19 protein-coding genes are annotated in these 22,788 nt (G+C 66.1%); 10 read left to right on the forward strand and 9 right to left on the reverse strand.

Going from position 1 to position 22,788, the window contains the following annotated elements; all coding sequences use genetic code 11:
• Positions 1-3: 3 nt before the first annotated feature.
• From ACTPOE_RS15910 to ACTPOE_RS15920, 3 genes are read right to left on the reverse strand one after another with little or no spacing between them, the layout of a single operon-like run.
• On the reverse strand, positions 4-765 hold the full coding sequence (locus tag ACTPOE_RS15910) for an ABC transporter ATP-binding protein (protein ID WP_458873203.1): 762 nt from the start codon (positions 763-765) through the stop codon (positions 4-6).
• A 4-nt stretch (positions 766-769) separates the two neighbouring features.
• On the reverse strand, positions 770-1,702 hold the full coding sequence (locus ACTPOE_RS15915; RefSeq protein ID WP_458873204.1) for a branched-chain amino acid ABC transporter permease: 933 nt from the start codon (positions 1,700-1,702) through the stop codon (positions 770-772).
• Between the two features lie 2 nt (positions 1,703-1,704).
• Positions 1,705-2,580 carry a branched-chain amino acid ABC transporter permease gene (locus ACTPOE_RS15920; RefSeq protein ID WP_458873205.1) on the reverse strand — a complete coding sequence of 292 codons (876 nt, stop codon included), beginning with the start codon at positions 2,578-2,580 and terminating at the stop codon, positions 1,705-1,707.
• On the opposite strand from ACTPOE_RS15920, the gene ACTPOE_RS15925 reads away from it, so the two are divergent.
• On the forward strand, positions 2,575-2,727 hold the full coding sequence (locus tag ACTPOE_RS15925) for a hypothetical protein (RefSeq protein ID WP_458873206.1): 153 nt from the start codon (positions 2,575-2,577) through the stop codon (positions 2,725-2,727). The two genes, ACTPOE_RS15920 and ACTPOE_RS15925, sit on opposite strands and share 6 nt — an antisense overlap.
• A 200-nt stretch (positions 2,728-2,927) precedes the next feature.
• Here the strand turns inward: ACTPOE_RS15925 and paaX are convergent, their stop codons facing one another.
• The 3 genes from paaX to ACTPOE_RS15940 all read right to left on the reverse strand — a co-directional run bounded on the left by paaX (position 2,928) and on the right by ACTPOE_RS15940 (position 6,081).
• A complete protein-coding gene (gene paaX, locus ACTPOE_RS15930; protein WP_458873207.1) occupies positions 2,928-3,932 on the reverse strand; it encodes a phenylacetic acid degradation operon negative regulatory protein PaaX in 1,005 nt (334 codons plus the stop codon).
• Complete coding sequence (locus ACTPOE_RS15935; RefSeq protein ID WP_458873208.1) at positions 3,904-4,941, reverse strand: 2Fe-2S iron-sulfur cluster-binding protein; 1,038 nt, start codon at positions 4,939-4,941, stop codon at positions 3,904-3,906. Before ACTPOE_RS15935 ends, paaX begins: the two co-directional genes overlap by 29 nt.
• Before the next feature lie 114 nt (positions 4,942-5,055).
• Positions 5,056-6,081, reverse strand: coding sequence for a ferritin family protein (locus ACTPOE_RS15940; RefSeq protein ID WP_458873209.1), 1,026 nt, complete (start codon positions 6,079-6,081; stop codon positions 5,056-5,058).
• Positions 6,082-6,445: 364 nt separating this feature from the next.
• Here ACTPOE_RS15940 and paaN point away from each other — a divergent pair, with 364 nt between their 5' ends.
• From paaN to ACTPOE_RS15980, 8 genes are all read left to right on the forward strand, one after another.
• On the forward strand, positions 6,446-8,113 hold the full coding sequence (paaN, locus tag ACTPOE_RS15945; RefSeq protein WP_458873210.1) for a phenylacetic acid degradation protein PaaN: 1,668 nt from the start codon (positions 6,446-6,448) through the stop codon (positions 8,111-8,113).
• A 35-nt stretch (positions 8,114-8,148) separates the two neighbouring features.
• Positions 8,149-8,943: a 2-(1,2-epoxy-1,2-dihydrophenyl)acetyl-CoA isomerase PaaG gene (paaG, locus tag ACTPOE_RS15950; RefSeq protein ID WP_458873211.1), complete on the forward strand. Its 795-nt coding sequence runs from the start codon at positions 8,149-8,151 to the stop codon at positions 8,941-8,943.
• Between the two features lie 4 nt (positions 8,944-8,947).
• Positions 8,948-10,474 carry a 3-hydroxyacyl-CoA dehydrogenase gene (locus ACTPOE_RS15955; protein WP_458873212.1) on the forward strand — a complete coding sequence of 509 codons (1,527 nt, stop codon included), beginning with the start codon at positions 8,948-8,950 and terminating at the stop codon, positions 10,472-10,474.
• On the forward strand, positions 10,464-10,952 hold the full coding sequence (gene paaI, locus ACTPOE_RS15960; RefSeq protein WP_458873213.1) for a hydroxyphenylacetyl-CoA thioesterase PaaI: 489 nt from the start codon (positions 10,464-10,466) through the stop codon (positions 10,950-10,952). The genes ACTPOE_RS15955 and paaI overlap by 11 nt, the downstream gene beginning before the upstream one ends.
• A 44-nt stretch (positions 10,953-10,996) precedes the next feature.
• Complete coding sequence (gene paaK, locus ACTPOE_RS15965; RefSeq protein WP_458873214.1) at positions 10,997-12,319, forward strand: phenylacetate--CoA ligase PaaK; 1,323 nt, start codon at positions 10,997-10,999, stop codon at positions 12,317-12,319.
• 9 nt (positions 12,320-12,328) lie between these two features.
• Entirely contained in the window at positions 12,329-13,552 is a 1,224-nt protein-coding gene (gene pcaF, locus ACTPOE_RS15970) for a 3-oxoadipyl-CoA thiolase (protein WP_458873215.1), read from the forward strand.
• Positions 13,549-14,694 (forward strand): ABC transporter substrate-binding protein, encoded by a 1,146-nt coding sequence (locus ACTPOE_RS15975; RefSeq protein ID WP_458873216.1) that lies wholly within the window; start codon positions 13,549-13,551, stop codon positions 14,692-14,694. Before pcaF ends, ACTPOE_RS15975 begins: the two co-directional genes overlap by 4 nt.
• A 260-nt stretch (positions 14,695-14,954) precedes the next feature.
• Positions 14,955-15,668: an aspartate/glutamate racemase family protein gene (locus tag ACTPOE_RS15980; protein ID WP_458873217.1), complete on the forward strand. Its 714-nt coding sequence runs from the start codon at positions 14,955-14,957 to the stop codon at positions 15,666-15,668.
• Positions 15,669-15,769: 101 nt separating this feature from the next.
• Here the strand turns inward: ACTPOE_RS15980 and ACTPOE_RS15985 are convergent, their stop codons facing one another.
• Entirely contained in the window at positions 15,770-16,534 is a 765-nt protein-coding gene (locus tag ACTPOE_RS15985; protein ID WP_458873218.1) for an IclR family transcriptional regulator, read from the reverse strand.
• A gap of 79 nt (positions 16,535-16,613) precedes the next feature.
• Here ACTPOE_RS15985 and ACTPOE_RS15990 point away from each other — a divergent pair, with 79 nt between their 5' ends.
• Complete coding sequence (locus ACTPOE_RS15990) at positions 16,614-17,744, forward strand: homogentisate 1,2-dioxygenase (RefSeq protein WP_458873219.1); 1,131 nt, start codon at positions 16,614-16,616, stop codon at positions 17,742-17,744.
• A 213-nt stretch (positions 17,745-17,957) separates the two neighbouring features.
• Here the strand turns inward: ACTPOE_RS15990 and ACTPOE_RS15995 are convergent, their stop codons facing one another.
• Positions 17,958-21,113, reverse strand: a complete 3,156-nt coding sequence (locus ACTPOE_RS15995; protein WP_458873220.1) for a hypothetical protein — start codon at positions 21,111-21,113, stop codon at positions 17,958-17,960.
• A 355-nt stretch (positions 21,114-21,468) separates the two neighbouring features.
• Complete coding sequence (gene hmgA, locus ACTPOE_RS16000; protein WP_458873221.1) at positions 21,469-22,764, reverse strand: homogentisate 1,2-dioxygenase; 1,296 nt, start codon at positions 22,762-22,764, stop codon at positions 21,469-21,471.
• Between the last annotated feature and the right edge of the window lie 24 nt (positions 22,765-22,788).

Below are 22,788 nucleotides of genomic sequence, written 5' to 3' on the forward strand. Positions count from 1 at the left end.
CGATCAGGCGTGGCCGCCCAGGTAGGCCGCGATCACGTCCGGATTGCCGCGGACTTCCGGCCCCGAGCCTTCGGCCAGCCGCTTGCCGTAGTCCAGCACCAGGATCCGGTCCGACAGGTTCATGACCATCTTCATGTCGTGCTCGACCAGGACGACGGTGACGCCGGTCCCGGCGATCCGGCGCACCAGGGCGTCGACTTCCTGGGTTTCCTTGGGATTGAGCCCGGCGGCCGGCTCGTCCAGGAACAGCAGGCGCGGTCTCATGGCCAGCGCCCGGGCGATCTCCAGGCGCTTGAGCGCCCCGTAGGGCATGCTGTCGGCGCGCGAGCGGACATAGGATTCCAGACCGACGAATGCCATCAGACCGGCCGCTTCCTCGCGCAGCGCCTGGTCGCGGCGCCGCAGGCCCGGCGTGCGCAGCAGCGCCTTGAACAGGCTGCCGTCCAGGTGCAGGTGGGCACCAACCATGACATTTTCCAGGGCGCTCATGTTCATCCAGACCTGCAGGTTCTGGAAGGTGCGCGCCATCCCCCGGCGGGCCAGTTCGTAAGGCGTGCGGCCCTGGATCTCCCGGCCGTCCAGGCGGACGACGCCCGCCGTGGGCCGGTAGACGCCGGTGATCAGGTTGAACAGGGTCGTCTTGCCTGCGCCATTGGGGCCGATGACGGAATACACGATGCCCTCGTCCACGGCAAAGCTGACATCCTGGACAGCACGGACGTTGCCGAACTGAATGGACAGACGATCGACTTCGAGCAGGGTCATGGCGTCAGTCCCCCACGCGCAGTCGGGCCGCCAGCGTCGGCACCAGGCCGCGCGGCAGGAAGATCATGCACAGCATCAGGATCGCCCCGAAGACGACGATCTCCCAGCCCTCGAAAGTCGCCAGGGCCTGCGGCAGCGCCGTCAGCAGCACGGCCCCCAGCACCGAACCGAAGACCGACGCCATGCCGCCCACCACGACCATGGTGACCAGTTCGATCGAATGGAAGAAGTTGGCGACCTCCGGCGTCACGAAACCGACGTAGTGCGCCATGACGCTGCCCATGACGCTGGCGACGACGGCCGACAGCACGAACACGGCGGTCTTGTAGCGCGGCACGTCCACCCCCACGACCTGGGAGGCGATCTCGGAGCCGTGCAGGCCCCGCAGGGCGCGGCCGAACGGGGAATCGATCAGATTCAGCGCGCCCCACACGCTCAGCAGCAGGAGGGCGGCCACCACCCAGTACCACTGTGTGTCGCGCACGAGTTCGTAGCCGAACAGTTCCATGGACGGCACCGGCATGCCGTCCGGTCCCCCGGTCCAGGCGGCCTCGTTGCGGATCACGATGTTGATGATGATGCCCAGGCCCAGCGTCGCCATGGCCAGGTAATGCCCCTTGAGGCGCAGGATCGGCCGCGCGACCAGCAGCGCCAGCAGCCCGGTGCCCGCGGCACCGGCCGCCAGGGCCAGCAGCGGGTGCCAGCCGAAATGGCTGGGCAGCACCGCCGAGGCGTAGGCCCCCAGGCCCACGAAGCCGGCGTGGCCCAGGCTGATCTGGCCCGCGTAGCCGATCAGCAGGTTCAGGCTGAGGACGATCACGGCATTGATGCACATGCGGATGACAATGTCCAGGTAATAGCTGTTGGGCGCCAGGAAGGGCGCCGCGACCAGCGCCAGGGCCAGGACGGCCAGGCCGATGAGGGAACGTCCGCGCATGGTCACACCCGCTCCGTGGAGAGGCCGCCGAACAGGCCGCGCGGCATGAAGAACAGGATCAGCAGAATCAGCACGAAGGGGATGGCGTCCTTGTACGCCGACGAGACATAGCCCGCCCCCATGGCTTCCAGCACGCCGACCAGCAGACCGCCGACCACCGCGCCCAGGCCGCTGCCCAGGCCGCCGACCACCGCCGCCACGAAGCCCTTCAAGCCCAGCATGATGCCCACATCGTAGGACGTCAGCGTGATCGGCGTGATGAGGATGCCGCCGAGCGCGCCGAGCGCGGCCGCCAGGGCGAAGCTCATGAGCAGAACCCAGCCGGTGCTGACGCCCACCAGTTGCGCGGCAACCCGGTTGTAGGCCGTGGCCAGCATGGCCTTGCCCGCCAACGTGCGGCTGAAGAAATACCAGAGCAGCGCCACCACCAAGGCCGTCACGCCGAACACCCAGAAGCTCTGGGGCTGCAGCGTCGCGCCCAGGAGCGACAGGGGCGCGTGGTCGGAAAACGGCGGCAGGCTGTGGGCGCCCTTGCCCAGCCAGACCTGGATCAGGCCGCGCAACACCAGCGAGGCGCCGATGGTGATGATGATCAGGGTGACCGTGTCGGCGTCCTTGACCGGCTCGATGGCGCACTTTTCGAGCAGCACCCCGACGAGGGCCGGCAGCAGCACGGCCAGCGCGAAGGCGGGCGCCCAGTGCAGACCCGCCTGGGTGAAGAACACCGCCAGCATGCCGCCCAGCATGATGAATTCGCCCTGGGCGAAATTGATCACGTGGCTGGCGTTGTAGATCAGGTTGAAGCCCAGGGCGGCCAGGGCGTAGGTCGCTCCGACGGTCAGGCCCGAAAACAGGAACTGCAGAAACTCCGCATGCACGGCATGTCTCCTCGCCAGGATTCGGCGCCGTTCCGCACGCTGCGGAAGGATTTCGATCCCGATGTATTACAAATCCATTTTTTAAATATCGGATTTGGTATCGAAGAAAACATAGAGGACTTGGCTGGCCCGATCAATAGCGGCTGATGAATAACCCACACCTATTCGGGAAAACCATCAACTCTTGGCCGGGATCAACTGATCGATTCATCGGACCAGCCTCTGGATCGAGGCGATCCCGAACAACACGCAAATCCTGCTGTTTGCTTCAAATTTGTATCATCAAAGCGCGAAAAATCGTCCTGCCCGGCCGGGAGGCCCGGACGCGGCGCCGGCCGGCGCTGGCATCAGAGCGAGATCGAGACCAGCGGATCGTCGGAGGGAAAGCGCTCGAAGCCGTCTTCCAGGCGCTCGGGCACCGTGCCGTCGGCCAGCCGCATGTGGGCGTCCAGATGCCATTCGGACGGCTCGGCCAGGCGGCGGTACAGCTCGCGGCACACCATGCGCGCGGACTGCCCGGGCCAGTCCGGCGGCAGCAGGACTTCCGGCAGTTCCGGATCGCGCAGCAGCAGGCGGCGGTAATCGTGGATCATCAGCACCCGCGTCAGGAAGGCTTCCTCGGGCTCCAGGCGGACCCGGCGGTCGCGCCGCAGTTCGGCCAGGATCGGCAGGTAGTCGGCCACGAAGGCGGCATAGGACTCGGCCAGGCGCTCCAGGTTCCAGGCGCGGGCCACCAGGTCGGCGTCGGACGCCGTCAGGGTGATGCGCGCGTCGGCGGCCAGCAGGGGCAGCAGGCTGCCCAGCATGTCGCCCAGGCCGTCGGCCTCCAGCGCATCATAGACGGCTTCCAGGTGCGTCGAGGGGTGCACGAAGCAATCGCTCCCCAGGCTGCCGAAGCCCTGCCACAGCAGGGCCTGGCGCAGGCGGTCCCGCTGCCGGGCGTCGAGCTCGCCGACGACCAGGATCAGGCGCCAGCGGCGGTCCCAGATCGGCGCGTGGGACGAATAGATGTGGCGCGAAGCTTCCTCGAAGCGCAGGCGCCCCGAGTCGGTCAGCACGTATTCCGCCCGGCGCCCGTGCGTGTCGGCCCGCAGCCACTTTTCCTTGCCGAGGCGGAACACCGACGTGCGCACCAGGCGCTCGTTCAGGCCCAAAGGTTCGAGCAGCTGGATCAGGCTGCCCAGCCAGATCCGCCCACCGCGCGGCAGCACGGCATCGCCGAAGACCGACATGATCAGCGAACCCGCGCGCACCCGCTGCTGTTGGCGAAAACGGTCGATGCGATGCTGGATGGCGGGGATCAAGGCGGTCAGGACATGGGTTTCAGGATTGGCGGCCTTCGGATCGGACATTCTGGATGGCGAAGAATCCTTCCTTGTGGATGAGTTCGTCCTTCGCGCCCAGAGATTTGACCGCCGCGACACAGGCGTCCACGAATCCCGGGCTGCCTGCGATGAAAATACTGTGCGCGGACAGATCGGGATACAGGCCGGGCAGGATCGTGTCGATATGGCCCTCCAGGTAGCCTTCCCGCTGTTCGCGCGTGAGGGTTATTTTATAGTCGAAATTGCGATGTTTGGTGCGCCACCAGGCCATCATGCCCTGGCCATAGACGTCTTCGGCGGTGCGCGCCGAGAAGATCAGGTCCACCTTCTTGCGGTAGCCGCGCCGCAGCGCGGCCTCGGCCAGGTCCAGGATCGGCGCCAGCCCCGTGCCCGCCGCCAGGCAGAGCACCGGGGTTTCCGCGGACGGATCGCCGATGAACGTGCCGTAGGCGCCATTGATCTTGACGCTGTCTCCGACCCGCAGGGTGTCGTGAATCCAGGCGCTGGTGACCCCGTCATCGGCGCGCGCGACCTGCAGGGTGATCTCGCCATCGGGCCGGGGCGCGTTGGCGATCGAATAGGCCCGCCGGGGAATGTCGGTGCGCTCGTCGCCCAGGGTGACATACTGGCCCGGCCAGTAACGGATCGGCTGGCCCACCGGGCGCAGGCGGATCTCCAGGGTGCGCCGGGCCACCTCGCGGCGCTCGATCAGGACGAACAGTGCGCCTTCCCGGGGCGGAAACAGCTTCGGCCGCGCATCGGCCGTGCCCCATTCGATCACCATCTCGTCGGAAATCGGCTTGGCCATGCACATCAGGCCGTAGCCCTGGCGGCGCTCCTCGGCCGACAGGGCCATGTCCAGCACCATTCCCTGGTCATACTGGCCTTCCAGGACCCGGACCTTGCATTCGCCGCAAGCGCCGGCGCGGCAGTTGTTGGGCAGCGCGTAGCCGGCCTTCTCCAGGGCCATCAGGACCGTGTCGCTGTCCTTGCATTCCACGGACTTTCCGGAGGGTTGGATGATGATGCGTGACATGAGGTTTCCGTTTCTTTCGACTGTCTGGGGGCGGCCCCGCCGCGAGGAGCGCGGCCGGGGCCGGCATGCGACCGCAAGGGAGGAGGGCGCGCGACAGCGCCCCTTCCCCGCGGGTCAGAACACCGGGATGATGTCCTGCATTTCCACGTCCGAGACCTCGTGGCCGGTGATCCCGACTTCGGGGATGGCCGGGAACGGAATGCCGTAGCGATCCAGGACGCCCTTGAGATTCAGCATCGCGTTCTTCCAGTTCTCGAGCTTGGCCTCGTAGGTGGGGATGCCGAAACCGGCATCGCGGGCGATGGCCTCGGCCTCGCGCTGCGTGGCGATGAAGTCCTCGGGCAGGTCCCAGAACTCCATCGGCGGCTCGAACAGGACGGCCGACAGAAACAGATAGCCCGCGCGAATCTGCTTGGTGACGATCGACTTGTGCTCTTCGCTCAGCCCCGGATAGTCGCGCTCCATCACCGCCATGCAGATCGCCATGTGGCGGCCCTCGTCGCGGCCGATGTTCTTGAAGGCTTCCTTGAAGACCGGCTCGCGCGAGTTCTCGTACATCTGCTTGAAGATGGTGGCGGCGGCGATCTCCCCCATCAGGAAGGAGCTGAACAGCACCGCCAGGTCGTACTTGGGTACGGCATTCTTGTAACCGTTCCAGTAACGCGCGCCGTTGAAATACAGCCACTTGGCATTTTTCTGCAGGCGGCGGCCGATGTCGGTCTTGGGCTCGTAGGTGAGGGGATCGGGGTGGTCGAGCAGCTTGGTGATCGACAGGCCGCACATGATCTCGTGGTTCTGCTCGTCGCTGGTGACCGAGAAGAAGCACTTGCGCACGGGATCCTCTTCGTGGACCTCGTAGGTCTTGATCAGGGCCTCGGCGAAGACCGGAGGCGCGGACGCGTCGAATACCGACAGCAGCGTCCACCAGTAGGCGATGCATTCGCGCTCTTCCCAGGAATAGCTCTCGACATCGAGCGTATCCCAGGGCAGTTTCTCGGGTTCCCAGTATTCCCTGAGCGAGGCTTCCCAGACTTCTTGCAGCTTCTGGGTCTTGCGGTGCCAGGACAGGGGGTAGACGTTGGGCTGTTCAATTTCGGGTGGAAATTCCATCTTGTCCGAAAAGCGTTCCTTGCTGGACATGAAAGGGCTCCTTTGGATGGGTGTACGAGGGTCGGACGGATTCTGGTCCTTTTGTCCCGATTCGGATCGGGCACGGCTCAATCATGTTACTTGAACAGAGCTTCTGTCAAATTATTTGTATCGCTTATGATCTAGGGTTTTCCTGAATGAATGAATATCCAAGTCGAATGCACGAATGAATTCTCTATGAAACCATTGATTTTCCTTGTTATTCGATTCCTTGATGAATCCATCATGAAATCAGATAAATTAGGTTTGATTGAAAAGTTGCTTTCCAGAAGTGATACATTAATCAACATCAAATATAAAGTTTCGTATTTCTAAAGGAATGCCGCCCCCCACGGGCCGGCACTGGAGACTCCCCATGTCGCACCCCCTGCTGGACCAGCACCGCCCCCTGCTCGACCGCGCGCTCGAGGCCATCGCCACCCGCGGCTACTGGTCGGCCTATGCCGAATCCCCCAGCCCCAAGGCCTACGGCGAAGGCGCGCCCGAGGCCGGCCGCGCCGCCTTCGAGGCCCATCTGGGCAAGCCCTTCGAACTCGGCCAGCCGGGCCAGTGCGGCTGGCACGACGGCGAGACTTCACCTTACGGCGTCCCCCTGGACATCCGCTATCCCCGGTCCGATCCTCAGGCCCTGGTGCGGGCGGCCCTGGCGGCGATGCCCGCCTGGCAGGCGCTGGGCGCCGAGGGCCGGGTCGGCATCTGCCTGGAAATCCTGCAGCGGCTGAACCGCCAGAGCTTCGAGATCGCCCACGCGGTCATGATGACCAGCGGCCAGGGCTGGATGATGGCCTTCCAGGCGGGCGGCCCCCACGCCCAGGACCGCGGACTGGAGGCCGTGGCCTACGCCTGGCGCGAAATGTCGTTCATCCCCGCCGAGTCCGTCTGGGAGAAACCGCAGGGCAAGCACCCCGCCCTGGTCATGCGCAAGCACTATGAAATCGTCGGCCGGGGTGTCGGTGTGGTCATCGGCTGCGCCACCTTCCCCACCTGGAACACCTATCCGGGACTGTTCGCGGCCCTGGCCACCGGCAACCCCGTGATCCTGAAACCTCACGGCAACGTCGTCCTGCCCGCCGCCATCACGGTCCGCACGATCCGCGCCGTGCTAGCCGAGAACGGTCTGGACCCGGACCTGGTCACCCTGTGCCTGCCGCCCGACCACGAGGCCGCGCACGCGCTGTACACCCATCCGGAAGTCCGCTCGATCGATTACACGGGCGGCAATGTTTTCGGTCAGTGGCTGCTGGACCACTGCCGCCAGGCCCAGGTTTACGCGGAACTCGCCGGTGTGAACGGCATCGTGATCGACTCCACCGACGACTACGCGGGCATGCTGCGCAACCTGGCCTTCACCCTGTCGCTCTATTCCGGACAGATGTGCACGACCTCCCAGGCGATCATCATCCCGGCGCAGGGCATCGACACCGACCAGGGCCGCAAGTCCTTCGACCAGGTCGGCCAGGACCTGGCCCAGGCGATCGAACGCTTCCTGGAAAAGCCGGAAACCGCCCTGGCCGTGCTGGGGGCGATCCAGTCCGACGCCACGCTGGCCCGCATCGACGAGGCGGCCGGCGGCGGCATGGGCCGGATCGTTCTGGCGCCCCGGACGCCGCATTACGAGGAATTCCCCCGGGCACGGGCGCGCACGCCGGTCCTGCTGGCCTGCGACGCACGGGACACGGAACACTATGCCCGGGAACAGTTCGGCCCCATCAGCTTCCTGGTGCGCGCCGACGATACGGACGCCGCCCTGGCGCTGGCCGAGGATCTGACGCGCCGGCACGGCGCGCTGACGCTCGCGATCTACAGCACCCGCGAAGCCGTGCTGGACGCCGCCGTCCAGGTTTCCTGGCGGGCCAGGGTCGCCCTGTCCATCAATCTGACGGGCGGGGTCTTCGTGAACCAGTCGGCCGCCTTCTCCGATTTCCACGGGACGGGCGGCAACCCGGCAGCCAACGCCTCGTATGCGGACTCGGCCTTCGTGGCCAACCGCTTCCGGGTCGTGCAGCGCCGCCGCCACGCCTGAAGACCGTCCATCCCGATCCGCGAGGGCCCGAGTCTATGACCTACCAGAACATCCGCTTTTCCATCGACGGGGGTATTGCCCGCCTGACCCTGGCGCGTCCAGACAAGCTCAACAGCTTCACCGAAGCCATGCATCTCGAAGCGCGCGACGCGCTGGACCGGGTCCAGCGTGACGGCGCGGCCCGTGTACTGGTCCTGGGCGGCGCGGGGCGCGGTTTCTGCGCGGGCCAGGATCTGGGCGACCGCGCCATGCAGATCGGCGCCGGCCAGGCGCCCGACCTGGGCGCCACCGTCGAGACTTTCTACAAGCCGCTGATCCTCGCCCTGCAGAACCTGCGGGTTCCGACCCTGGCGGCCGTCAATGGGATCGCCGCCGGCGCGGGAGCCTCCATCGCCCTGGCCTGCGACCTGGTCGTCGCCGCCGAATCCGCCTATTTCCTGCAGGCTTTCAGCAAGGTCGGCCTGATCCCCGACACCGGCGGCACCTGGCTGCTGCCCCAGCGCGTCGGCATGGCGCGCGCCATGGGCCTGGCCCTGCTGGCCGAACGGCTGCCCGCGCGCCAGGCGGCCGACTGGGGCCTGATCTGGTCCTGCGTCGCCGACGACGCCTTCGAGGCCGAGATCGACCGGCTGGCCACCCGGTTGGCCCAGGCGCCGACCCGGGCGCTGGTGCGCACCCGCCAGGCCATGCAGGCCGCCGCCTCGCACACACTGGAACAACAACTCTCGATGGAGGCCGGCATCATGCGCGAACTGGGCTGGCGGTCCGACTACGCGGAGGGCGTCGCCGCCTTCCTGGAAAAACGTCCCGCCCGCTTCACGGGGGAATGAGCGCATGACCGCCCTGGACCCCAGCACCCCCGTCGCCGTGATCGGCGCCGGCACGATGGGCGCCGGTATCGCCCAGGTCGCCGCCCTGGCCGGCCATCCCGTCCGCCTGCACGACACCCGTCCCGGCGCCGCGGCCCAGGCGATCGCCGGCATCCGGGACGGCCTGAACGTCCTGGCGGCCAAGGGCCGGCTGGACGCCGGCCGGGCGGAATCCGCCGGCCAGGCCCTGGGCGCCGCGGACGCCCTCGATGGCCTGGCCGGCTGCGGGCTGGTCATCGAGGCCATCGTCGAACGGCTCGACGCCAAGGCCGCCCTGTTCGGCGCGCTCGAAGCCATCGTGGCGCCAGGCTGCCTGCTCGCCACCAACACCTCGTCCATCCCGGTCACGGCCATCGGCGCGGGCCTGCGCCACCCCGAACGCCTGGGCGGCCTGCACTTCTTCAACCCGGCGCCGCGCATGCCACTGGTCGAGATCGTCTCCGGCCTGGACACCGATCCGGCCACGGCTCGCGCACTGGCCGACACCGCGGCGGCCTGGGGCAAAACGCCGGTGTTCGCCCGCTCCACGCCCGGCTTCATCGTCAACCGCGTAGCCCGCCCCTTCTACGCCGAAGGCCTGCGCCTGCTGCAGGAACAGGTCCTGGACCCGGCCACGCTGGACCACGTCATGCGCGCCTGCGGCGGCTTCCGCATGGGGCCGTGCGAGCTGACCGACCTGATCGGCCAGGACATCAACGCCGCCGTCTCCCGCAGCGTCTGGACGGCCTTCCACCACGCGCCGCGTTTCGAGCCGTCCCTGCTGCAGCAGGAACTGGTCGACGGCGGGCGCCTGGGACGCAAATCCGGGCGCGGCTTCCACGACTACCGCCCGGGCGCGCCAGCGCCCGCGCCGCGGCTGGCCGCTCCACGACCTTGTCCGGAAGCCCTCTCGATCCATGGCGACGCCCCCCTGGCGCGGGCGCTGGCCGACCGCCTGCGGGCGCGCGGCGTCGCGTTCGACGCCGCCCCCGCCGCCAGGGACGGGCGTGTCGCGCAGGCCGGCGATGCCGTCCTGTACCTGACCGACGGCCGCAGCGCCACCGAGCGCGCCCGCGACCTGGACCAGCCCGCCACGCTGCTGCTGGACCTGGCACTGGATCCGGCCACGGCCGCCTGCCTGCCCCTGGCCGCCGCCCGGCAATGCCCGGAACCGGCGCGCCGGGACGCCATCGGCCTGCTCCAGGCGGCGGGCTTCGACGCCGCCCCCATCCAGGATGCGCCCGGCATGGTGGTCATGCGCACCGTCGCCATGCTGATCAACGAAGCCGCCGACACAGTCCATCAGGGCGTCTGCGACGCCGCCGACCTCGACCTGGCCATGCGGCTGGGCGTGAACTATCCGCTGGGACCGCTGGACTGGTGCAACCGCATCGGCGCCGCTACGATCGGCGCGGTCCTGAACCATCTGCGCCGCAGCGACGGCGAACGCTATCGCCCCTGCATCGCCCTGCAATCCGCCATCCACTCGGGAAAACCACTCCATGACGCATGAAGCCCTCGCCCCCCAGACCCTGGCCGAAACCGTGGCCGCCGCCATGTGGTCCCGAGACCGCGCCGCGCAGTCGCTGGACATGCGCCTGGACTCCATCGCCCCCGGCAGCGCCCGGCTGTCGATGACCGTGCGCGACGACATGCTCAACGGCCATGGCATCTGCCACGGCGGCATGATCTTCACGCTGGCCGACACCGCCTTCGCCTACGCCTGCAACAGCGACAACCACAATACGGTGGCCTCGGCCTGCCACATCGATTTCCTGGCGCCCGCCCGCGAAGGCGACCGCCTGCAGGCGCGCGCGGAGGCCCGGACCCAGGGTGGGCGTACCGGGGTGTACGACATCACGGTCCACAACCTGACGGCGGGCCGCGACGTCGCGCTGTTCCGCGGCAAGTCCCACCGCATCCAGGGCATGGTGACCGACACCCCGCCCCTGGGCGCCCCGCAGGGCCCGTCCAGCGCGAACAGATCCTGATCGGCCCGCCACGACCCGAATCACGAGACAAGGAGACAAACATCATGCCCGTCAAGACCGCCCAAGCCGGGGACCTGGAGCCCATCGAGACCGCCAGCCGCGACGAAATCGCCGCGCTGCAGCTCGAACGCCTGCGCCAGACCCTGCGCCACGCCTACGACAACGTTCCGCACTACCGCCAGGCATTCGAGGCGCGCGGCGTCCATCCCGACGACCTGCGACGCCTGGAGGACATCCGCAAGTTTCCCTGCACCACCAAGGAAGACCTGCGGCGCAACTATCCCTTCGGCATGTTCGCCGTACCCCGGGAACGCCTGGCCCGCCTGCACGCCTCGTCGGGCACGACCGGCAAGCCCACAGTCGTCGGCTACACACTGAAGGACATCGACACCTGGGCCCAGCTGGTGGCCCGGTCGATCCGCGCGGCGGGCGGCCGCGCGGGCGACACCGTTCACGTCGCCTACGGCTACGGCCTGTTCACCGGCGGGCTGGGCGCCCACTACGGGGCGGAACGCGCCGGCTGTACCGTCATCCCCATGTCCGGCGGGCAGACCGAGAAGCAGGTGCAGCTGATCATGGACCTGCGGCCCGACATCATCATGGTGACGCCCTCCTATTCACTGGTCATCGCGGAAGAATTCGATCGCCAGGGAATCGCCCCCGAGGACATTTCCCTGAAGGCCGGGATCTTCGGCGCGGAACCCTGGGGCGAAGGCATGCGCGCCGAGATCGAGCGCAAGCTGGGACTGGACGCCGTGGACATCTATGGCCTGTCCGAGGTCATGGGCCCGGGTGTCGCTTCCGAGTGCATCGAAACCAAGGACGGCCCGGTGATCTGGGAAGATCACTTCTATCCGGAAATCATCGATCCGGCCACCGGCGAACCGGTGGCCGACGGCGAAGAGGGCGAACTGGTCTTCACCTCGCTCACCAAGGAAGCCCTGCCCATCGTGCGTTACCGCACCCGCGACCTCACCCGGCTGCTGCCTCCGACCGCCCGCAGCTTCCGCCGCATGGGCCGCATCACCGGCCGCAGCGACGACATGCTGATCATCCGGGGGGTGAACGTGTTCCCTACCCAGATCGAAGAGCAGATCCTGCGCGACCCGATCTTCAACGGCATCTACCAGATCGTCGTCACGCGCACCAACCACCTGGATCAGGTGGAGATCCGCTGCGAACTGCAGCACGAGGCCAACGGCGCCAGCACCGAGGCCGTGGACCAGTCCGTCCGCCGCCTGCAGCACCACATCAAGACCAACATCGGCATCTCGACCAAGGTCACCGTCCTGCGCTACGGCGAACTGCCGCGCACCCAGACCGGCAAGGCCCGCCGCGTGTTCGATGAACGCCCCAGGCAATCATAAGGAAGACCCATGGACGCTTTTCTCTGCGACGCGGTGCGCACCCCCGTCGGCCGCTACGGCGGCGCTCTGGCCGGCGTGCGTGCCGACGACCTGGCCGCGCTGCCGCTGCGCGCCTTGATGGAGCGCCACCCCGGCCTCGACTGGTCGGCCCTCGACGACGTCCTCCTCGGCTGCGCCAACCAGGCCGGCGAGGACAACCGCAACGTGGCCCGCATGGCCGCGCTGCTGGCCGGCCTGCCCCTGTCCGCCCCCGGCGCCACGATCAACCGCCTGTGCGGGTCGGGCATGGACGCCATCGGCATGGCCGCCCGCGCCATCCGCGCGGGGGAGGCCCACCTGATGATCGCCGGCGGCGTCGAATCCATGTCGCGCGCGCCCTTCGTCATAGCCAAGGCCGAGCAGGCCTGGTCGCGCCAGGCGGCGATGTACGACACCACCATCGGCTGGCGCTTCGTCAACCCGCGCCTCGCTCAGGCGCACGGCACGCATTCCATGCCGGAGACGGCGGACAACGTCGCCGGGGAATTCGGCGTCTCGCGCGCCGACCAGGACGCCTTCGCGCTGCGCAGCCAGCAACGCTGGGCGCGCGCCCGGGCGGCCGGCCTCTTCGCGGACGAGATCGTGCCGGTGCGCATCGCGCGCCGCAAGGCCGACGACCTGGTCATCGACACGGACGAGCATCCCCGGCCCGACGCGAGCGCCGAGGCCCTGGCGCGCCTGCGCGGCATCAACGGACCGGACCTGAGCGTCACGGCGGGCAACGCCTCGGGCGTCAACGACGGCGCCTGCGCCGTGCTGCTGGCCTCCGGCGAAGCGGCGCGGCGGCACGACCTGACGCCCCGCGCCCGCATCCTGGGCATGGCGGTGGCGGGGGTGGCTCCGCGCATCATGGGCATCGGCCCGGTTCCAGCCGTGCGCAAGGCGCTGGCCCTGACCGGCCTGACACTGGAACAGATGGACGTGATCGAGCTCAACGAGGCCTTCGCCGCCCAGTCGCTGGCGGTGATGCGCGAACTTGGACTGCCCGATGACGCTCCGCACGTGAATCCGAATGGCGGCGCGATCGCCATCGGCCATCCGCTGGGCATGAGTGGCGCCCGGCTGATCACCACCGCCAGCGCCGAACTGACCCGGACCGGCGGCCGTTACGCCCTGTGCGCCATGTGCATCGGCGTGGGCCAGGGCATCGCCATGATCATCGAAAATACCCACACCCAAGGAGACACACCATGAAAGCATCGACACGGCGCTGGATGACCGGCTTCGCGCTGGCCGCCTTCGGTTTCACCGCCCAGGCGGCCGACCCCATCAAGATCGGCTCGGTCCTGTCGGCCACCGGCCCCGCGGCCTTCCTGGGCGACCCCGAGGTCAAGACCCTGGAAATGTACGTCGAGTCCATCAACAAGGCGGGCGGCCTGCTGGGCCGGCCGCTGCAGCTCGTGCACTACGACGACGGCAGCGACGCGAACAAGGCCAACAGCTTCGCCAAGCGCCTGATCTACGACGACCAGGTCGACGTCATCATCGGCGGCACCACGACGGGGTCCACCATGTCCATGGATCCGCTGGCCGAAAAGGCGGGCGTCCCCTTCATTTCCCTGGCGGGCGCGGTCGTCATCATCGATCCGGTGAAGAAGTGGCTGTTCAAGACCCCGCACACCGACCGCATGGCCGCCGAAAAAGTCTTCGAGGACATGAAGAAGCGCGGCTACACCAAGATCGCCCTGCTCAGTGAGACCAGCGGCTTCGGCCAGTCCGGCAAGAAGGAATCCGAACTGGTCGCGCCCAACTACGGCATCCAGATCGTGGCCAACGAGACCTACGGCCCCAAGGATACCGACATGAGCCCGCAGCTCACCAAGATCAAGAATGACCCCGCCGTCCAGGCCGTGCTGGTCTTCGGCCTGGGCCAGGGACCGGCGCTGGTCACCCGCAACTACAAGCAGTTGAACGTGCAACTGCCGCTCTACCACGCGCACGGCGTGTGCTCGAACGAGTTCATCAAGCTGGCCCGCGACGCGGCCGAAGGCGTGCGCCTGCCCTGCGCGGCGCTGGTCGTCGCCGACAAGCTGCCCGACAGCGACGCCCAGAAGCCGGTCGTCACGGCCTACGCCAAGGCGTTCCAGGCACGCTGGAAAGCCGAAGTCTCGACTTTCGGCGGCCACGCCTATGACGGCCTGATGCTCTACGCCGACGCGGTCAAGCGGGCCGGCGGCACCGACAAGTCCAAGGTGCGCGATGCCCTCGAGCAGACCAAGGGCTACGTCGGCACGGGCGGGGTGGTGAACATGTCCGCGACCGATCACATGGGTCTGGACCTGAGCGCCTTCCGCATGCTCGAGATCCACAATGGCGACTGGAAGCTGATCGACTGAGCGCGGGCCTGCGCGCGAAAGACCGCCCTGTCCGGACGGGCGCGGCCCGGAGAACGGACGGCGGTTCATCCTCGAGTAGCCCCGGCCCGCGATTTCCGCGACACTATCCGTCGTGACGCACGCATCGTCGCGGATCGGGTGAATGACAAGCGACAGACCCTCCCCCGAGCCCCGCCGGCGCAACCGGCGGGGCCTTTCATTTCAGCTTCGCCGGCCCGCCGGCGACCGCGCGCACCCGGAACGCAAAGGAAGGAACGCCTATGAAAACCATCGGCCTGATCGGAGGCATGAGCTGGGAATCCACCATCCCGTACTACCGGCAAATCAACGAAGCCGTCAAACAGCGGCTCGGCGGATTGCATTCGGCGCGCATCGTGCTCTACAGCGTGGATTTCCACGCCATCGAGCAGCTCCAGCATGCCGGGCAATGGGAGCGGGCGGGCGCATTGCTGGCCGATGTCGCGGGCAGGCTCGAAGCGGCCGGCGCGGACGGGCTGGTGCTATGCACCAACACCATGCACAAGGTGGCCGACCGGATCGAAGCCGCGGTCGGCATCCCCCTGCTGCATATTGCCGATCCGACCGCGGCGGCCATCAAGGCGGCGGGATATGCCACCGTCGGGTTGCTGGGCACACGCTTCACGATGGAACAGGCGTTCTACCGCGAACGGCTCGAAGCGCGGCACGGGCTGCGGGTCCTGATCCCGGAGGACGCGGATCGTCATACGGTTCATCGCATCATCTACGAAGAGCTGTGCCTGGGCCGCGTCGAGGACGGCTCGCGCGACGCCTACCGGGACATCATCCGCCGCCTGGCCGCGAACGGGGCGCAAGCCATCATCCTCGGCTGCACGGAAATTTCGCTGCTGATCGAAGCGCGGCACGCCGACGTTCCCTTGTTCGACACCACTCGCCTGCATGCGCTCCATGCGGCGGATTGGGCATGCGGAGCGTGTGCGAACGCCGATTCATAGCCCGGGGCGCCCGGCGGCTCAAGCCGTGGCATCCCTCCGCGTCGCGGCTTGCAAGCCGCGCCGATCCGCCAGGCACGGGCCAGTCCGCGCCGTGTCCGGGCTCATCCCCCCAGCGCCGCCGAAACCCTTCGGCCGGCTGCCCGCAAGGCCTCGGCGGCCGGGCCGTCCGGATCGGCCCGCAGGGAACCGGCATGCCCCACCAGCGTCAGGGCCAGCAGCAACTGGCCCTGCGCGTCGAACACCGGCACGCTGAACGCGTTGATGCCCGGGACGTGTTCGCCTTCCACCATCGCCAGGCCGCGTGAGCGGATGTCGCGCCGCGCGGCGGCGGGAAGCCGCCTGAACGGCGGATCCTGCCAGGCGGCGAAGACGCGTCCCGTGGCCGAGGATTCCAGGTCGAACAAGGCGCCTTCGGCCACGCCGACGGACACCCCCCGGCCGGGCTGGCAGACCCGGACGGCGGTCACCCCGCCCTGCCCGCGCACCGCGACGAAGCAGGTCTCGCCCAGCGTCTGCGCCAGCGCGCGGGCCTCCGCCCCGGCCAGCCGCAGGGGATCCTGGCGCGACAACCAGGCCAGCGCCAGGTCGCGCACGGCCGGGCCGACATCGTACTGGCCCGTGCGCGCATCCTGGACGACCCAGCCGGCGCGCGCCAGGCTGACCAGATAGCGGTAGGCCTTGGCCCGGTGCATCCCCGCGCGCCGGGCCAGATCCGACAGGCCGCACGGCGCGCCCCCGTCCGCCAGCAGGCGGAACAGCGCCAGTCCCACCTCCACCGACTGGATGCCCGGAATGTCGCCCGGCTGGCCGCCCGCGTCGGCAGAAGCCGGACCGATCGATTCATGGGGAAAAACTGTTGGACGCATCGTTCGCCAGGTCTTAGATTGATATTGTTGTTTAAACATTAACGCTGTTAATCATTATATAACACTCTCGGAGACCCTGATGAAGAACCCCATCACCTTCCCCAAGGCCGAAGGCATCCACACCCGCCAGGCCCACTGCGACATTCCCGACGGCCTGTATGAACGCGAACACGGCCGCAACGGCTTCTTCGGCCCGGCCAGCCACATCCTCCACACGCACAAGCCCACCGGCTGGACGAAATGGGAGGGCCCGTTCGAGCTCACCCTGCTGGACCTGAACAACCTGGACGACAGCGCCCCCTGCCCCTGGAAGGCGCGGCGCTTCATGCACAACGGCCAGACTCAGGTCTGTTTCTGGAAATTCGACGTGTCCATGCCGGACCTGGCGCGCAACGGCGACGGCGACATGATCCTGTTCTTCCACCGGGGCGAGGGCGAGTTCTTCTGCGACTACGGCCACATGAGCTACCGCGAGGGCGACTACATCAACATCCCGCGCGGCACGACCTGGCGCCTGGAAACCGCCGTGCGCAACGAGGTTCTGACCATCGAGGCCACCGAGGACCTGTTCCAGTTGCCGGAGCGCGGCATCACCGGCCGCCATGCGCAATTCGACCTGGCCGTGCTGGATACGCCCAAGATCGACGAGGCTTACAAGGCCCAGTACGGCGAGCATGAAACCCGCGTGCGCGCCAAGCGCCGCCAGCAGGTCACGACGGTGACCTTCCCCTACAACTTCCTGGATACGGCCGGCTGGCACGGCGACTGCGTGCCGGTGAAACTGAACTGGCGCGACATCCGCGAGCTGCTGTCGGACCGCTATCACCTGCCGCCGACGGTGCACGCGACCTTCCTGTCGAATACCATCATCGTCTGCACCTTCGCCCCGCGCCCCATCGAAAGCGACCCAGGCGCGCTGAAGGTGCCCTTCTATCACAACAACGACGAATTCGACGAGTCGATCTTCTACCACCAGGGCAATTTCTTCAGCCGCGACAACATCAAGCCGGGCATGTTCACGCTGCACCCCTCGGGCTTCCACCACGGCCCGCACCCCAAGGCGTTCGCGGCCGCCGCGGCCAACAACAAGGGCGAACGCAAGTACACCGACGAGGTCGCGGTGATGATCGATTCGCGCTATCCGCTGGAACTGGATACCCTGCCCGAAGGGGTCAAGGTGCCGGGGTATCTGGATTCGTGGAAGGAGTGAGCGTCTGAGCAGATTGCCGGGCAGGTATCTTGCAATCGGCGTGGTTTCAGTTCTTAAGACGGGGAGCCGAGTGGGAGGCATGGCGCCACCCGACTCCCCTCGATCGTTTTTGATCGATGGGGGCAGGGGTCAGTCTATCGCTTCGCCGGATCGAAGTGCTTCTGCATCGGAGGGCGATCCGGGCGCGGCGAAGGCGCGCCCGGGTCTCTGGATTCATGAAGTGCGCGAGCGCCCGGACACATCGCCCTCCTGGAAAGATATTCTTCTCTGGATCGTGCGCTTATTTTTACTGCTCAGAAAGACCGCGTCCTCGACCGTGACCCGGCCATCGGCCGCGACCTGCAATTTCAGGTGCGCCTCCTGGGCTTTATAGTGGCGTGTCCCACTCATATTCGATGATGAATCTGGGTCATGAATGATTTCCAGCGCATCCTCGCGGGTCGCTGCATCCATTACCTGGCCAGTAGCATTGGGCAGATCGATATCCTTGATCACATCGACCTGAACCAGGATTTCCCCATCCTCGCTTCTGCTCACTGCGTAGCTCATCGACACCCCCCCTCCTGGCACACCCCAGCCGTCTACCTCCCGGGTGGTGGCGGCAGCGTCGCCAATGTATCCACTAGTCGTCTGATTGCAGATTTCCCTGATGCGCTTTTGTTGTTCGTGATTCGCGTTGAGCTGATCCAGTGCTCGATCAAAGTTCTGTTTTTTCTGCGCAGCCTGATCCACGTTGCCTTCATCAGGGTCTTCCAGCAGCATCCCCCCCACGACATACTTGCCGCGGAGAATATCCGCTTCCAACTGCTCATCGCCAGTTCGTATCTCGAAGCCGCTGGCCTCGCGCCCCCAGTAGTCATTACGATTCAGTTCTTGAGCCAATCTCGTCCGGTCCAGCGATACACGCTGGAAACTCAGGAAAAATTCCAGCTTCGGCCTATCGGCCAGATCCAGGGTATAGGAAATCTTGTCATCGGCTTCCTCGATCTTGAAGCGCGCTTTGTCGCTGCGGTTCACGATCCCGTACAAGGCACGGAAACTTTCAACCTTTTGAGCATAAGGCGCAATGGGCGAATGCAAGTCGTACAAATAGCGACTCGCGTTCAGGCGTGCCTCAAACGACATCCCTGCCCAGGAAGAGGCAAAGACGGTCCGGGCGCTAGCGCCCGGACTCTCAGCGGGCAAACCGTAACTCCTCGCCATGGCCGCATGGAAATCCGGCGACAGCGCCCGGATAGGCGCCGCCCCGGGATTCGAGTCCATCGGTCCGACGGGAGGCACGGCACGAGACAAGACCGTCTTGATACCGTTGAGCTGGCGAACGGTCATCGCAAGCTGATCCCTGACCGCCTGCTGGTGACCAGGCGCATCCGCTTCCATGATGAATTCATTCAGCAGGTGATCCAGCAACCGCGGATCGATCTTCTTGAGAGATGATTCCCGGCCCAGCATCGCCAATCTCAAGTCATCCACGAATCTTCGGTCGTATTCCTCCAGGCTCAACTTGTTCTTCCCCCCCTCTCCCTCACTCTCCCTCACTCTCTCACGCAGACGGCCCAGATCGGACAGGCCCCGCAGCCGCTCCACCAGATCCTGCTCGTTCACAGATTCTTGGGCCAGGGCCGACAGCAGGTTCTCCAGATTCCCGACCACCATGCGCTTGTCCGGATCCATCCCGGCACGCGACAGTACGATGCGCTTGCAGTCTTCGTCGCGCACCGTCAGGCCATGCCCCGTCAGATTGCCGCAGCGGCCCAGCAGGAGCAACGTCTCATCATCCAGACTGTTCAGGCTGGTGTCGCCCAGCACGAACGGGTCTCTCGCCCCCTGCCCCGCCGTATCCGCCTGACTGTGCAAATGGTCGAAGGCGGACCGGATATCCCCCTCCACATCACGCATGCAGGGCAGCCAAACCCCGGCGTCATAACAGCGGTCCCGCACCCTATCAATCTCTTGGCTCAGATTGGCCAGCGCCTGTGCGATCCCGACGTGTTTCTCCGCTGAAATGGCGTCTCTCAGGCTCTCTCGCAACCCCTCAAAGTCTTGCTTGAATAGAACATTCCGCTGTTCTCGAATCCCGTCTCGCATCTCATTCTGCATAGCAACAGCCCTGCCTTTCTCATGAGAGCGCTCGTCAATGAAAGACATGACATCCGACGTCAAAGACGATATTGCTTTATCCAATTTTTTTAGCTCATACAAGGTATGACCTTTCTGACCGGATGGATTTGCCCCCGTAATACCAGACAGCTTGTTCATGGTATCGGAAAGTGTGCGCAATACATGCGAAACATACGCATCAAAATGCGAATTCACGTCCTTGGGAAAATCCCCGTGGACCGCATGCACGAGCATGACTTCCTCCTGGAACTTGGACAGTTTCGTTACGAGGTCGCTGGGAAGGGTACGCGCCGTTATTTTCAGCGAATTGGAATCAAACAGCCGCCCTGCGGCTTTGGCACACAGCGCGCGCAACTCCGACTCCATACCCTTGGGCAGAGCTCCATAGCAACTTCGCACGGAATCGACCTTCCCCCGTAATTCACGCAGTTTCGCCACGACCTCGTCACGAGAAAGGGCGTCCATCCCGCTGTTCAGCGCTTTGAGATCGGGGAATTCCGCTCGCCGTACGATTTCATCATCCACCGCCTTCCACAAGTGCTTCAGCCCTTCCGAAATCAAGAGCGCGTTGACTCGGGGAGAAAATTCTTTGCTGCCATCCCTCTTGCCACCCCTCTTGCCACCCAATTGCGTCAAACATCTGAGATCACTGTCAGACAAGCGCCTTATACGGTCGGCATTCCATAAATTTAGGCGATCGTTTGACAATTGCTTGAGCCTATTCGCCAGATTTTTCTCGTCATCCTCAGTCAAGAGGCCGTCTCTTTCCCTCTTGGTCAACAGCTCATCGAGCTGGCTCAACGACTCCGCCAAAGAGGGGAGCCTCCTACGGACGATCTCATCGTTCATAGCCAGGGCGACCCGATTCAATATTGCTCCAGCCTGATTACGGCAGGCGTCGTTGCCAATCGCCCTGAGCAGGCGCGCTTTGGCGGCAACCGGTTGATTTTTGTCGGTAACGTCCTGCAGGCCTTTTTCGAGAACCAGCAGATCGTCATCGGTCAGTTCAGACAGGAACAGCTTCAACGCGCGCGGGCCGCCAACCAGGCGGTCCAGATTTCCCTCGGACCGCTCGGCAAGCTTGATCAGATTGCCGACGCTCTTTTTATCCGGCGACCAATACTGCTGCTCCGTCAGATCACCCAGCAGATTGCCAATCAGGAGACCGTTATCGCGGGCCTGGTTACGCTTATCCTGCGCCGCCCACATCTTTTCCTTTCCCTTGGATGTGTCGAGGGCGTAACACAAAAAATTATCCAGGGATCGATAGAGCCTATGCAACAAATTGGGACCCGGGACGCGCCGGGTGACGTCGACTCCCCGCTGGAAATCTCCCCGATTGCCACGCGTCCCCAGGGGGCCGCATCCGAAATCCTTCAGTTCAAACTGGTCGGGCGCGGGAAGGGTGTGTGTGTGTGGGGGGGGGGGGGGGATTTGAATACCATTCGGCATGATACGGAACTCCTGTTGGGGCGCTCCGGAAGATCCCAGACTCCACGCGCGCCACGGCGACGCGGGAACGCCACGCTTCAAGTCTCCTTGAGTAACGTGCGAGCGTCCGGCGTTCCCTGCGCGATGGCCATCCCCCCCGCGTCGAGCCGGATCACCGCCGCGCCGGATCGAAGTGCTTCCGCAGCCCCTGCCAGCAGCGGTAGTATTCCCGCTGCCGCTGCGGCGATTCCAGGGCCTGGCGCGTGGCCTGGATCGCCACCGGCGTCTCGAATATGAACGCCATGGTGTCGGCGACATAGTCGGGCCGGGACGTGTCCGCCGCGCTGGCCTTGGCGAAGGTCTCGGCGTCGGGGCCGTGGCCGGTCATGGTGTTGTGCAGCGAGGCGCCGCCGGGCTGGAAGCCCTCGGCCTTGGCGTCGTAGCGGCCATGCACCAGGCCCATGAACTCGCCCGCCAGGTTGCGATGGAACCAGGGCGGCCGGAACGTGTCCCGCATCGCCAGGATGCGCGGGGCGAAGACGACGAAGTCGATGGTGTCCACGCCCGGCACGGCGCCGGGCGCGTGCAGCACCAGGAAGATCGACGGATCCGGATGATCGTAGGTGATCGAGCCGATCGCATTGAAGCGGCGCAGATCGTATTTGTAGGGTGTGTCGTTGCCGTGCCAGGCCACCACGTCCAGAGGCGAATGGTCCATGCGGGCGCGCCAGAAGCGGCCCTGGAATTTCGCCAGCAGTTCGAAGTCGCCCTCGACGTCCTCGTAGGCGGCCACGGGCGCCAGGAAGTCGCGCGGGTTGGCCAGGCCGTTCGAGCCGATCACGCCCAGGTCGGGCAGCCGGAGATGCGCGCCGGGGTTCTCGCACACATAGCCGCGCGCCGCGCCATCGGGCAGGCGGACCTGGAAGCGCACGCCGCGCGGGATGACCGCGATCTCCTGGGGTTCGATCATCAGCACGCCCAGCTCGGTCGCCAGTTCCAGGCGGCCCTGTTGCGGCACGATCAGCAATTCGCCGTCTGCATCGTAGAAATACCGCTCCATCGAACGGTTGGCGGCGTACAGGTGGATGCCGCAGCCGGCGTTGCCGCCCATGGTCACCATGCCGTCCACGAAATCCGTCGCCGTGTCCTCGCCGGGCAGCGGCGGGGGATCCCAGCGCAGCGGGTCCGGCGGCGTGGGGACTTCGTCGTAGCGGCTCAGCCAGCGCGCGCCCGCGGAGGACGGCTCGAACGGCCCGTGCGTGGCCGCCGGCCGGATGCGATACAGCCAGGACCGCCGGTTGGCGTGGCGCGGCGCCGTGAAGGCCGTGCCCGACAATTGCTCGGCATACAGGCCGTAGGGTGCCCGCTGTGGGGAATTGCGGCCCGCCGGCAGTGCGCCGGGCAGGGCCTCGGAGGCGAACTCGTTGCCGAATCCGCTCTGGTATTCCAGGGAGGGTGTCGTGTTCATGATGATCTCCTGAAAAACTCGGCG

This window comes from Castellaniella sp. WN (assembly GCF_054457555.1).